This window comes from Roseospira marina (assembly GCF_014197855.1).
GTDB lineage: Bacteria > Pseudomonadota > Alphaproteobacteria > Rhodospirillales > Rhodospirillaceae > Rhodospira > Rhodospira marina.
This window is the reverse complement of the sequence record NZ_JACIGJ010000024.1, coordinates 1-12,132: the sequence shown is the minus strand read 5'-3', so window position 1 is coordinate 12,132 and position 12,132 is coordinate 1. Positions and strand designations below refer to the sequence as shown.

The window sequence follows — 12,132 nt, the reverse complement described above, 5'->3', positions numbered from 1 at the left end:
CGGGGTTTGGCGCGGGTCACCGATCAACCCACGCCCACATCAAGGGACACCCTATCAAATTCGGCGTCCCGCCACAACACAGGCCGGGCCGCGTGCGGGCGATACAGCGGCCGCGCAGGGGCCGGGGGCCCTTCCACATCCGGTGAGTCTCCGGACCCCGATCTCTCGTCTCCCGCCGGTCCGTCGGTGCGGCGTTAGGCTGCGGTGCCGTGGCAGTGCTTGAACTTCTTGCCCGACCCGCAGGGGCACAATTCGTTGCGGCCCACCTTACCCCAGGTCGCCGGATCGGCGGGATCGCGCGACTCCGGGTCGACGCGCGCCGTCTCGACCATGCGGAAGGTCGGCTGCAAGCCCTCGCCCTGGGGTGCGCCCGCCCCGACCTGCGGCTCCGGCGCCTCGTGGCGCGCCTGCATCTGGGCGGGACTGCGCGGCGTCAGGTCCTCCTGGGACGGGGTCTCGCGGATCTGAATGTGCGACAGGAACTGCGTCACCCGTTCCCGCAGCGTATCGAGCATGGCCTGGAACAGTTCGAACGCTTCCTGCTTGTATTCGTTCAGCGGGTCGCGCTGGCCGTAGGCGCGCAGCGAGATGCCCTGGCGCAGGTGGTCGAGCTGCAGAAGATGCTCCTTCCAGGTCTGGTCGAGAATCTGGAGCAGCAGGCTCTTCTCCACCTGACGGAGGGTGTCGGCGCCGAACTGGGCGGCCTTCTGGGCGTGCAGTTGCTCGGCGGCCTGAAGGATGCGCTCCTCGATTTCCGCCTCGGCGATGCCTTCCTCACGCCCCCAGTCCTCGCACGGCAGGTCGAGCGCCAGCAGGCGCACGCACTCATCGTGCAGGCCGGCCATGTCCCATTCGTCGGGCATGGCCTTCGGCGGCATATGCCGGGGCACCAGCCCCTCGACGACCTCGCGGCGCATGTCCACGACCGTCTCGCGCACGTCGCCCGCGTTCATCAGGTCGCGGCGCTGCTCATAGATCACCTTGCGCTGATCGTTCATGACGTCGTCGAAGCGCAGCAGGTTTTTCCGGATCTCGAAGTTGCGCGCCTCGACCTTCTGCTGCGCCTTCTCCAGGGCCTTGTTGATCCAGGGGTGGACGATGGCCTCCCCTTCCTCCAGGCCCAGGCGGCGCAGCATGCCGTCCATGCGGTTGGTGCCGAAGATGCGCATCAGGTCGTCTTCCAGCGACAGGAAGAACTGGGACGCGCCCGGGTCGCCCTGACGGCCGGCGCGACCGCGCAGCTGGTTGTCGATGCGCCGGCTTTCGTGGCGTTCGGTGCCGATCACGAACAGGCCGCCGGCTTCCAGCGCCTGCGCCTTGCGGGCGCCGACCTCGTTCTGGATCTCGCGGATGCGCTGCTCGCGCGCCTCGCCCTCCAGGTCGGCCGAGACCTCGTGCGCGATGCGCATTTCCAGGTTGCCGCCGAGCTGAATGTCGGTGCCGCGCCCGGCCATGTTGGTGGCGATGGTGACGGAGCCGGGCACGCCCGCCTCGGCGATGATGAACGCCTCCTGCTCGTGATGGCGGGCGTTCAACACGTTCGGCTTGATCTTTTTGGCCTTGCGCAGGGTCTGGGCGATGAACTCGGACTTCTCGATCGATACCGTGCCGACCAGCACCGGCTGACCGCGCTTTTGGCAGTCCTCGATCAGGTCGATGATGGCGTCGTACTTCTCGCGCGCGGTGCGGAACACCTGATCGTCGCGGTCGTCGCGCTGCATCGGCCGGTTGGTCGGCAGGTCCACGACCTCCAGCTTGTAGATCTCGGCGAACTCGCCGGCCTCGGTCATGGCGGTGCCGGTCATGCCGGCGAGCTTGGGGTAGAGACGGAAGTAGTTCTGGAAGGTGATCGAGGCCAGCGTCTGGTTCTCGTTCTGGACCTTCACGCCCTCCTTGGCCTCCAACGCCTGATGCTGCCCCTCGGAGTAGCGGCGGCCCTCCATGGCGCGGCCGGTGAACTCGTCGATGATGACGATCTTGCCGTCCTTGACCATGTAGTGGACGTCGCGCTCGAACAGCTTGTGGGCGCGCAGGGCCTGGTTCAGATGGTGCACCAGCGAGACGTTGGCGAGGTCGTAGAGAGTGCCGGACTCGATCAGCCCGGCTTGGATGAGAAGCTGCTCGGCGTATTCCGTGCCCTCTTCGGTCAGGGTGACGGAGCGCTGCTTTTCGTCCTTTTCATAGTGCTCTTCGGTCAGCTTGGGGATCAGCGCGTCGACCTTGCCGTACAGGTCCGTGCTGCCTTCGGCCATGCCGGAGATGATGAGCGGCGTGCGCGCCTCGTCGATCAGGATGCTGTCGACCTCGTCGACGATGGCGAAGCGGAACCCGCGCTGGACCATATCCTCCAGCCGGAGCTTCATGTTGTCGCGCAGGTAGTCGAAGCCGAGTTCGTTGTTGGTGCCGTAGGTGATGTCGCAGGCATAGGCCGCGCGGCGCTCGGCGTCGGTCAGGGCGTGCGTGATGCAGCCGACCGTCAGGCCGAGGAACTCATGAACCTGGCCCATCCAGCCGGCGTCGCGCTGGGCCAGATAGTCGTTCACGGTCACGACGTGGACGCCCTTGCCCTCCAGCGCGTTGAGGTAGACGGCGAGGGTCGAGACCAGCGTCTTGCCTTCACCCGTCTTCATCTCGGCGATCTTGCCCTGGTGCAAGACCATGCCGCCCATCAGCTGAACGTCGTAGTGCCGCTGGCCGAGGGTGCGGCGGGCCCCCTCGCGCACCGTCGCGAAGGCGTCCACCAGAAGGTCGTCGAGCGTTTCCCCCTTGGCCAGCCGGTTCCGGAACCACACGGTGCGGGAGCGCAGGTCGTCGTCCGACAGGGCGGTCAGCTCCGGCTCCAGGGCGTTGATGGCGTCGACGGCCTTTTGCAGCCCCTTGATGTAGCGGTCGTTGGCGGTACCGAACAGCTTGCGGGCAATGGCGCCGATCATGGAGGATCCTCGGAAACGGGGGCGGACGGGGCGGATTGGGGCCGTGCGGGCGCGCGACCGCGCTTCGCGTGACCCCGGGGCCGCGCGACCGGCAAGAGATAGAGAGCGCTGCCAAGGCTGTCAACGACGCCCCGGTGCCGCCCTAAAACGGTCAAAGTGGCGCTCTAACCAAGGTCACCCTTCAAAACGCACCGGGTGCGGACGGTTGACGCGCGTCCCCGGAGCGGTCAGGGTTCCGCCCATTGCGTTCGGCACGTTTGCCGACCCTTTTTTCTTTTCGACGTCATCAAGGATACCGCGACATGGTTCGTTCCGCTTCCCGTGCCCTGGCCTTCGCCGCGGGCCTGACGCTGGCCGCTGCCGCCGGCACCGGCTCTGCGCTGGCGCAGCAGCCAAGCCTTGATCCCAGCACGGTGGTGGCCGTCGTCAACGGCCATGAAATTACCCTCGCCGAGGTGCAGGCCGTGCGGTCCCGTGATCCGCAGCTCGGTCAGGTGCCGCTGGCGATGCTGTATGACTCGCTGGTCAATCATCTGGTCGAGGGCCAGTTGATCGCGGACAAGGCCAAGGCCGAAGGGTTCGGGGATAACCCGGAGGTGGCCGAGCGCCTGAACGCGGTGCGCGACGAGATTATCCGCAGCGTCTATCTGACCCATGTGGTCGAGGACGCCGCCACCGACGAGGCGCTGGAGGCGAAGTACGAGGAGTACAAGGCCGCCAACCCGCCGCAGGAAGAGGTGAAGGCCTCCCACATCCTGGTGGAGTCCGAGGAGAAGGCCCGCGACCTGATCGCGCAGCTTGAGGACGGCGCCGATTTCGCGGAACTGGCCAAGGCCGAGTCCACCGGCCCGTCGGCGCCGAACGGCGGCGATCTGGGTTACTTCCAGCGCGACGGCCAGATGGTCGAACCGTTCGCCAAGGCGGCCTTCGACCTTGAGGCCGGCGCCTATACCAAGGAGCCGGTGCAGACGCAGTTCGGCTGGCACATCATTAAGGTGACCGACCGCCGCATGTCCGAGCCCCCGAGCCTGGACGACGTCCGGAACGAGCTGACCACGGAGATCGCCCAGGATCGCATCGCCGCTCTGGTCGAAGACCTGCGGGACGGTGCCGAGATCGAGACCACGCCGCTGGACGAAATTGTTCCGAAAACCGAGTAGGGGCACGCCGCGCATGGATACGCCGGTTTCGCCCCTGGCCCCGGAGACCATCGTCACACCCGCCCCCGTGGCGGGTGTGCGACTCGCCACCCGCGCCTGCGGGGTCCGCTATAAGGACCGCACGGATGTGCTGCTGGCGCTGTTCGACCCCGGGACCACGGTGGCCGGGGTGCTGACCCGATCCAAGACCCGCTCGGCCCCGGTCGAGTGGTGCGCGGCGGGACTCACGCAGGGAACTGCGCGGGCGCTCGTCGTCAATTCCGGCAACGCCAACGCGTTCACCGGGATGCGCGGCGTTTCGTCGGTGGAGAACATCGCCCGTGCGGCCGCCGCCGTAGCCGACTGCGCGCCGGAGGCGGTGTTCGTCTCCGCCACCGGTACCATCGGGGAGTTCCTGCCGGACGCGCGCATCACCGAACCGCTGCCGGAGATGGCGGCGGTGGCGCGGGAGGACGCCTGGATGGAGGCGGCCCGGGCCATCATGACCACCGACACCTTCCCCAAGACCGCGACGGTACGCAGCCGGATCGGCGATGTGCCCGTCACGCTGTCGGGCATGGCGAAGGGGTCTGGCATGATCGCGCCCGACATGGCGACCATGCTGGCCTATGTCGCCACCGACGCCGCGCTGCCGGCGGCGGTGCTTCAGGCGCTGCTGACGCCGGCCGCGGATGCCTCGTTCAACAGCATCACGGTGGATGGGGACACCTCGACCTCGGACACGCTGCTGCTGTTCGCCACCGGCAAGGCCGGCAACCCGCCCGTCACCGACGCCCGCGATCCGGCCCTGCGCCGGTTCAAGCGGGATCTGAATGCCCTGCTGCTCAGCCTGGCCCATCAGGTCGTCAAGGATGGCGAGGGCGCCAGCCGCTTCGTCGCCATCCATGTGACCGGCGCCGCCAGTAAGCGGGCGGCGCGGCGGATCGGTCTTGCCATCGGGAATTCGCCCCTGGTCAAGACGGCCATCGCCGGTGCAGACGCCAACTGGGGCCGTATCGTCATGGCCGTCGGCAAGGCCGGGGAGAAGGCCGACCGCGACCGCATGGCCATCCGCATCGGCGGCATTCCGGTCTGCGAGGGCGGTCTGGCCGTGCCCGACTACGACGAGGCCCCCGTGGCCGCGCACATGCAGGGCCGGGAGATCGACATTGCGGTGGACGTCGGAATCGGGCGCGGATCGGCGACCGTGTGGACCTGCGATCTGACGCATGGGTACATCGACATCAATGCCGATTACCGAAGCTGAGGCCGGCGCTATCGCCGGACGGCTGGCGGAGGAGGGGGGCTGCGGCGCCGCCCTCCCGCTGGTCACCGACCGGCTGGTGTTGCGCCCGCCGCGTCCGGACGACGTCGCGGCCGTGGCGGCGCTGGCCGGCGCCTGGTCGGTGGCACGCTTCACGGCGCGCATTCCGCATCCCTATACCGAGGCGGACGCCCGCGACTGGATCTGCCTGGAGGCAGGGCTGCGGGCCCGGGGCGAGGGCCTCGCCCTGCTGCTGACCGACCGGACGGGTGGCACTGTCATGGGCGCCGTCAGCGTGGACTGGAAGCAGACGTGGCCCGCGGCCGAACTCGGGTTCTGGCTGGGCGAGGCATTCCGGGGGCGCGGGCTGGCCGAGGAGGCCGGGCGCGCTATGCTGCGGCTGGCCTTCGAGACCATCGGCGTGACAGAGGTCTTCGCCAGCGCGCACCCCGAGAACACGGCCTCCCAGCGGGTCCAGGACGCGCTGGGCATCCGTCCAGACGGTCGTCGGATGCGGGTGCGCGCGGTGGCGCGCAACGAAACGTGGGACCTTGCGCGCCGCTCCATGGATCGGGCTGCCTGGGAGTCCGACCGCGCCGCCCGGGCGCGCCTCCTGCTCGTGGTGGCGGCGGCCCTGGTGGACGCCGATGGCCGCGTGCTGTTGACCCGCCGGCCGGAGGGCAAGCCCATGGCCGGTCTGTGGGAGTTTCCCGGCGGCAAGGTGCAGGACGGCGAGACGCCGGAGCGCGCCCTGGTGCGCGAGCTGGAGGAAGAGCTCGGCATCGACACCCGCACGTCCTGCCTTGCGCCGTTGACCTTCGCCTCGCATGCTTACGAGTCGTTTCATCTGCTGATGCCGCTGTTCGTGCTGCGTACCTGGACGGGGCGCGTGACCCCGCGCGAGGGGCAGGAGATCGCCTGGGTGCGCGCGGCGCGGCTGCGGGACTACCCTATGCCGGCGGCCGATCCCCCGCTGATCCCGGCGCTTCAGGACCTGTTGGGCTGATTGTCGCGGCCGTCGGGCCGAGGGGCGGCCCGTGTTCACCACTCTGACTCGGGGGTCGAGGGCGCGGCGGGGTGCTCCGGACCCGAGGCTTAGCCACGGGATACCGTTATGGCCGACGAGGAATGCGCTCCGTCCACCGCCGCCCTGGTTCTGATCGGTAACGAAATTCTGTCGGGCCGGACCCAGGACACCAACGGGCCGTATCTGGCCCAGCGGCTCGGCGCGCTGGGGATTCTGTTGCGAGAAATCCGGGTCGTCCCGGACGTCGAGTCCGACATCATCGCGGCCGTGCTGGCCCTGCGGGCGCGGTTCACCTACGTCTTCACGACGGGCGGCATCGGCCCCACCCACGACGACATAACGGCGGCCAGCATCGCGGCGGCCTTTGACGTGCCGGTGGTGCGCCATCCCGAGGCCGTGCGCCGCCTGCGCGCGCACTACGGCGAGGATCTGACCGAGGCCCGCCTGAAGATGGCCGAGGTGCCGGAGGGCGCCTCCCTGATCGACAACCCGGTCAGCGCCGCGCCGGGCTTCCGGATCGCCAACGTGTTCGTGCTGGCTGGCGTGCCGAAGATCATGCAGGCGATGGTCGAAAGCGTGGCCCCGGATTTGACCGGCGGGCCGCCGATCCTGTCGCGTGCGGTCAGCGCGGCGGCCCGCGAAGGCGAGATTGCGGGGCCCCTGGCGGCGATCCAGACGCGGTGGCCCGCGGTGGATCTGGGCAGCTATCCCTGGGCGCAGGGCGGGCTGGTCGGGACGACCCTGGTGGCACGCGGCACCGATCCGGCGGTGCTGGAGGCCGTGCTGACCGACTTGTGCGCGATGTTCGACGATCTGGGCCTGGACGCCACGATCCTGGATGGGGTTCGGTAGCGGACGTCAGGACGCGACGGCCGTGTCCGGCGCGAGAGTGCCCTGGTCCAGCGCGCCCGCGAAGGCGGTCAGGGCGGGGGACCATGTGCCCGGCTCAGGGGCCGCGAACAGGGTATCCACCACGCCGATGTCCGGCGGCAGGGGCAGGGTCTGGATATCGAACCGGAGGCGGTGGGCCTCCACCACCGCGCGGGGCAGGACCGCATAGCCCATGCCGGCGGCGACGCAGCCGAGGATGCCGTCCAGGGTGCCGAACTCGAACATCCGCACCGCCGTAACGCCGAGAGACGCCAACAGCCGCTCGGTGCGGTGGCGATAGCCGCACCCCTGGCGAAACACGAGAAAGGCCGTCGTCAGAAGCTGGTGTGCCGGGGGCAGCGCGGTCAGGCGATCGCGGGACACCAGCACCAGGGTCTCCCGGAAGGCCGGCACCTGATAGAGGGCGGCGCCCGGTACGGCGTCGCAGATGAAGGCGCCGTCGAGCCGCCCCTCCAGCAGATCGGCGACCAGATCCGCTGTCGGTCCGGTCTGCAAAGCGATATCCACTCCGGGATGCGCGGCATGAAACGCGGCCAGAACGGGCGGCAGGCGGAGCGCGAGGGTCGTTTCCATCGCCCCGATCCGCAGGCGCCCGCTGTCCGCCGGCCGGCCCCGGAACCGGGCCACGGCCGCGTCGTGGATCGTCAATAGGCGCTCGGCGTCGTCCGCCAGCGCCCGGCCCGCCGACGTCAGGCGCACCGTGCCCTTTCGGTCGACCAGCCGGACCCCAAGCTCCGCTTCGAGCTTCTTGATGTGCGCCGTGACGTTGGACTGCACCGTGTTGAGCCGCGTCGCCGCCGCCGAGAAGCTGCCGGTGTCGTCGACCGCCAGCAGCAAGCGCAAGGACTGCAAGTGCACGGACTGTCTCCCGTCTTCGGTTCGCCCGATCATTATAAGTGATCGGCGCGATCACGACAAATCAGTTCGATTGCGAGTCGTGTCCCCGTACCCTGTGGCCTCCACGCGACCGCGGCCCACCGGGAGCCGTCGCACAGGGAGGAAGGGACCCGCATGCCAATCCGAGCCGACGCTCCCGCCCTGTTGACCGGGCTGCTGTCCACACTGGCCGGGATCGGCATGGCCCGGTTCGCCTACAGCGCCCTGCTGCCCGCGATCATCGACGCGGGGTGGTTTGGGCCCTCGGCGGCGGCCTATCTGGGGGCCGCCAACCTGCTGGGCTATCTGGTCGGCGCCGTGTCCGGGCATGCTCTGTCGGAGCGGCTGGCGCCGCGTCGTCTGGTCGGGCTGTGCTTCGTGGGGATCGTGCTCAGTTTCGTGCTGTGCGCCGTGCCGGGGCCGTTCGCCTGGTTCCTGGTCTGGCGGGTCGTGTCGGGGGTGGCCGGCGCCATCCTGATGGTCGTCGGCCCGTCGCTGGCCCTGACGACGCCGCCACCGGAGCGCCGCAAGGCGGTCGGTGCCCTGGTGTTCACGGGCATCGGGCTGGGGGCGTTGGTCTCGGCCACCCTGGTGCCACTGCTGCTGCTGGCGAGCGGACCCACGGCGGCTTGGCTGGTGCTGGGCGGGGTGTGTGCCCTGGCCGGGGTGGCTTGCGACCGCGCCCTGGACCGGCTGCCGGCGCGGCCGGCGCCCGTCGACGCGCCCGCCCGGGCCCCCGGTGGCGGGGTTTCCACGATCGTCGCGCTGGTCGTCGCCGCCTATGCCCTGGATGCAGTCGGATTCGTGCCGCACACCGTGTTCTGGGTCGATTACCTTGCCCGCGAGGCCGGACTCGGCGGGCCGGCCGCGTCGCTGCAATGGGCCCTGTTCGGCGTCGGTGCCATCCTGGGGCCGCTCGCGGCCAGCGTCGCCGTCCGTCACCTGGGCTGGCATCGCAGCCTCTGCCTCGCCTACCTCATCAAGGCCCTGGCCGTGGCGGCTCCGTTGCTGTCGCTGGCGGTGCTGCCCCGGTCGCTGTCGTCGCTGCTGGTGGGGGCCATGGTCCCGGGCATCGTCGCCCTGACGTCCGGCCGTTTGGCGGAACTGGTCGGGCCGCACGCCCACAAACGGCTGTGGGGGCAGGCCACCGTGGTTTTCGCCGTCGCCCAGGCGCTGGCCGGCTATGGGATGACGGGCGTGTACGACCACCTGGGGACGTTTGCGCCGCTGTTCGCCATCGGCGGCGCCGTTCTCGTGGTGGGTTTCGGGCTCGTCGCGCTCAGCCCCACCCTGGGCGGCCGGGCGATGGCGGGCGCCCCATCCGGCCGGAGGTCCTGACCGATGATGCAGCTTTTCCTCAATGCAACCTCGCCCTATGCCCGGGTCGCGCGGATCGCGGCGCTGGAGAAGGGGTTCGGTGACACCCTGGCCCTGACCTGGGTGGACCCCTGGGCGGACGACCCGGCCCTGCTGGCCGTCAACCCGATCGGCCGGGTGCCGGTTCTGGTGACGGAGGCCGGAACACCGCTGACCGAATCCCTGCTGATCGCCCGCCACCTCGACACGCTGGGCGCGGGACCCACGCTGTTTCCGACCGCCGGGAGCGCGGCGGTGCTGAGCCTTGCGGGGGTGGGATACGGCCTGATGGAGGCCGCGTTCCACACCGTCATCGCGCGCAAGCAGGGCGGACCGGAGGCCGACGGAACCACGCTTGGGCGCCGTCGCGCGCGGGCGATTGACCGCAGCCTGCATGCCCTGGACTTAGACCGACTCGCCCCCACACCCTCCCAGGGGGGCGGGGGCACCCTGACCATCGGCCTTCTTGTGACCGCCGTCGCGTTGGACTACGTCGCGTTCCGCCTGCCGGAGATCGCCTGGCCCGCGACCCACCCCGCCCTGGCCGCGTGGCATGAGAGCGTGATCGGGCGCGACAGCTTCCGCCGGACCCGGTTCGCGTGACGGCGGCGGTAGCGCTAACCCCTCGTCGCCAGCCCCTCGCCGCGAGCCCCTCGTCGCCAGCCCCTCGCCGCGAGCCTTGACCCGGCGCGGCGGGTGGCGTAGACACCCCTCTTCCTTCCCGGACAGGCGGACTCTCTCGGGAGTGGCCGGCGCGTCTGCGCCCTGGCCCGCGTCGCCCGATCCTGTGCGTTCCGCGCATCGGATCGCACCCCGACCCTCGGGGTGCCGGGACACCAAAAGGCCGCCGATAAAAACCAGGGCGGCCGCCTGACAACAACCTCGATGAAGGTGTCTTGACCGATGAGCAAGCGTCATTCCGCCAAGTACAAGATCGACCGCCGCCTGGGCGTGAACCTCTGGGGCCGCCCCAAGAGCCCGGTCAACCGCCGTGAGTACGGCCCCGGCCAGCATGGCCAGCGCCGCCGCAAGCCCTCGGACTTCGGTGTGCAGCTGATGGCCAAGCAGAAGCTGAAGGGCTACTACGGCGATATCTCCGAGAAGCAGTTCCGCAAGATTTACGAGGAAGCCACCCGCCGCAAGGGCGACACCTCCGAGAACCTCATCAGCCTGCTGGAGCACCGGCTGGTTGCCGTGGTCTACCGCATGAAGGTCGTGCCGACCGTGTTCGCGGCGCGCCAGTTCATCAACCACGGCCACATCAAGGTCAACGGCCGCACGGTGACGATCCCGTCCTACAACGTGCGCGAAGGCGACGTGATCGAGGTCAAGGAGAAGTCCCGCGAGCTGCCGCTGGTGCTGGAAGCCCTCGGCTCGCCCGAGCGCGACGTGCCGGAATACATCCAGATGGACGCCAAGGGCACCACGGGGACGTTCCTGCGCGCGCCGAAGCTGGCCGACGTGCCCTACCCGGTCCAGATGGAACCGAACCTCGTGATTGAGTACTACTCCCGCTGATCCGGAGCCGGCCGGGATCGTGCCGACCCCATGCGGGGGCGGCGCGGTCGCGGATTCCGGCTCCCCTTCGAGGGTTCGGGCGGAGAGATCTCCGCCTCCGCAACGCGCGCTCCGGGCCACGGGGTGCGCGTTTTTCGTGGGGGCCGTGGGGTGGCCGCGCGGGGGCTGGATTTTCTCTTGACCTGTGGCGCCAAACGGCAAGATTGGCGGACCGGTCGCCCGACCCAGACGGTACGGGACGGCGCCTTCGGTCCGGACGAAGGCACCCGATAAGCGCGGTGACCGCTCTGTTTTACCACTCTATATCGTCGCCGGGGGCCCCATGTTTGTCGTCGAAGTTCTCTTGATCGTCGGATTGCTGGTTCTGGTCAGCGTCCGCCAGCGCGCGCTCCTGAAGGAGATCCAGGCCAGCCAGGCCGCCCAGGCCGCCCAGGCCGGAGCGGCGGAGGCCGCGCCCGATGCGCCGCCGACGGCCCCCGCTCCGGCCCCCACCCCGGCGGCCCAGCCCGCGCCGGTACCGGCCCCGGAACCGAAGGCCGCGACTCCGGCGCCCGCGCCGAAAGCCGAGCCCTCGAAGGCTGCGCCCACACCGGCCGCTCAGCCCCAGGCTCAGGTGGCTCCGGCGCCCAAACCCCAGCCGGCCCCGGCTGCGAAACCCCAGCCGGCCTCGGCGGTCCAGGCCAAACCGCAGGCTCAGCCGGCTCCGACGCCCAAGCCCGCCGCGCCCGCCCCGAAGGCGCAGCCGATGCCGGCGCCCGAGGCCGGCCCGGTGGCCCAGCCGGCGCCCGCGCCCGCGAAGCCGGGCGCAACTCAGCCGGCGCCCGCGAAACCGGCCACGACGCAGCCGGCGCCCGTAAAGCCGACGGCTTCGCAGCCGGCGGGCACGAAGCCGTCCAAGAATGGCGGCAAGAAGCGGGGCAAGGGCGCGCCCAAGCCGAAGCCTTGAGCGCGCTGCGGTAACTCTTGGTTCCCTCCCCTGGAGAGGGGAGGGTCGGGGTGGGGTTGAAGCCGAGACCCGCACCCGCGCGCCGGGCCCCTGAGCAACCGGAAACATTGGTAACGTTTTGGACCGATGACATAGGTAACACTTTTTGCCTCTGATCACCGCCTGGACCCGGGTCTGGATCG

10 protein-coding genes and 1 pseudogene are annotated in these 12,132 nt (G+C 69.8%); 9 read left to right on the top strand and 2 right to left on the bottom strand.

Annotated features, from left to right (window positions below; all coding sequences use genetic code 11):
• Nucleotides 1-194: 194 nt before the first annotated feature.
• Nucleotides 195-2,933, bottom strand: coding sequence for a preprotein translocase subunit SecA (gene secA / locus GGD82_RS18915; protein WP_150063880.1), 2,739 nt, complete (start codon nt 2,931-2,933; stop codon nt 195-197).
• Between the two features lie 302 nt (nt 2,934-3,235).
• On the opposite strand from secA, the gene GGD82_RS18910 reads away from it, so the two are divergent.
• The 5 genes and pseudogenes from GGD82_RS18910 (at nt 3,236) to GGD82_RS18895 (ending at nt 7,215) form a co-directional block, all read left to right on the top strand.
• Nucleotides 3,236-4,093: a peptidylprolyl isomerase gene (locus GGD82_RS18910; RefSeq protein ID WP_246164003.1), complete on the top strand. Its 858-nt coding sequence runs from the start codon at nt 3,236-3,238 to the stop codon at nt 4,091-4,093.
• Between the two features lie 13 nt (nt 4,094-4,106).
• Nucleotides 4,107-5,339: a bifunctional glutamate N-acetyltransferase/amino-acid acetyltransferase ArgJ gene (argJ, locus tag GGD82_RS18905; protein ID WP_150063879.1), complete on the top strand. Its 1,233-nt coding sequence runs from the start codon at nt 4,107-4,109 to the stop codon at nt 5,337-5,339.
• Nucleotides 5,302-5,817: pseudogene (locus tag GGD82_RS21705) on the top strand (GNAT family N-acetyltransferase); the annotation flags it as partial. The gene argJ and the pseudogene GGD82_RS21705, both read left to right, overlap by 38 nt.
• An 84-nt stretch (nt 5,818-5,901) precedes the next feature.
• A complete protein-coding gene (locus GGD82_RS21700) occupies nt 5,902-6,342 on the top strand; it encodes a (deoxy)nucleoside triphosphate pyrophosphohydrolase (protein WP_246164004.1) in 441 nt (146 codons plus the stop codon).
• 108 nt (nt 6,343-6,450) lie between these two features.
• Nucleotides 6,451-7,215, top strand: a complete 765-nt coding sequence (locus tag GGD82_RS18895) for a competence/damage-inducible protein A (RefSeq protein ID WP_150063877.1) — start codon at nt 6,451-6,453, stop codon at nt 7,213-7,215.
• Nucleotides 7,216-7,221: 6 nt separating this feature from the next.
• On the opposite strand, the gene GGD82_RS18890 is transcribed toward GGD82_RS18895, so the two are convergent.
• Complete coding sequence (locus tag GGD82_RS18890; protein WP_150063876.1) at nt 7,222-8,112, bottom strand: LysR family transcriptional regulator; 891 nt, start codon at nt 8,110-8,112, stop codon at nt 7,222-7,224.
• A 153-nt stretch (nt 8,113-8,265) separates the two neighbouring features.
• Here GGD82_RS18890 and GGD82_RS18885 point away from each other — a divergent pair, with 153 nt between their 5' ends.
• From GGD82_RS18885 to GGD82_RS18870, 4 genes are all read left to right on the top strand, one after another.
• Entirely contained in the window at nt 8,266-9,468 is a 1,203-nt protein-coding gene (locus GGD82_RS18885) for a YbfB/YjiJ family MFS transporter (RefSeq protein ID WP_150063875.1), read from the top strand.
• A 3-nt stretch (nt 9,469-9,471) separates the two neighbouring features.
• Nucleotides 9,472-10,089: a glutathione S-transferase N-terminal domain-containing protein gene (locus GGD82_RS18880; protein ID WP_211364846.1), complete on the top strand. Its 618-nt coding sequence runs from the start codon at nt 9,472-9,474 to the stop codon at nt 10,087-10,089.
• A gap of 300 nt (nt 10,090-10,389) precedes the next feature.
• A complete protein-coding gene (gene rpsD / locus GGD82_RS18875) occupies nt 10,390-11,004 on the top strand; it encodes a 30S ribosomal protein S4 (RefSeq protein ID WP_150063874.1) in 615 nt (204 codons plus the stop codon).
• Between the two features lie 322 nt (nt 11,005-11,326).
• Complete coding sequence (locus GGD82_RS18870; protein WP_170284456.1) at nt 11,327-11,950, top strand: hypothetical protein; 624 nt, start codon at nt 11,327-11,329, stop codon at nt 11,948-11,950.
• Nucleotides 11,951-12,132 lie beyond the last annotated feature (182 nt).

Bases quoted from the DNA above. Each gene is read 5' to 3' on its own strand.
- secA (WP_150063880.1), bottom strand. From the start codon at position 2,933: ATGATCGGCGCCATTGCCCGCAAGCTGTTCGGTACCGCCAACGACCGC.
- GGD82_RS18910 (WP_246164003.1), top strand. From the start codon at position 3,236: ATGGTTCGTTCCGCTTCCCGTGCCCTGGCCTTCGCCGCGGGCCTGACG.
- argJ (WP_150063879.1), top strand. From the start codon at position 4,107: ATGGATACGCCGGTTTCGCCCCTGGCCCCGGAGACCATCGTCACACCC.
- GGD82_RS21700 (WP_246164004.1), top strand. From the start codon at position 5,902: ATGGATCGGGCTGCCTGGGAGTCCGACCGCGCCGCCCGGGCGCGCCTC.
- GGD82_RS18895 (WP_150063877.1), top strand. From the start codon at position 6,451: ATGGCCGACGAGGAATGCGCTCCGTCCACCGCCGCCCTGGTTCTGATC.
- GGD82_RS18885 (WP_150063875.1), top strand. From the start codon at position 8,266: ATGCCAATCCGAGCCGACGCTCCCGCCCTGTTGACCGGGCTGCTGTCC.
- GGD82_RS18880 (WP_211364846.1), top strand. From the start codon at position 9,472: ATGATGCAGCTTTTCCTCAATGCAACCTCGCCCTATGCCCGGGTCGCG.
- rpsD (WP_150063874.1), top strand. From the start codon at position 10,390: ATGAGCAAGCGTCATTCCGCCAAGTACAAGATCGACCGCCGCCTGGGC.
- GGD82_RS18870 (WP_170284456.1), top strand. From the start codon at position 11,327: ATGTTTGTCGTCGAAGTTCTCTTGATCGTCGGATTGCTGGTTCTGGTC.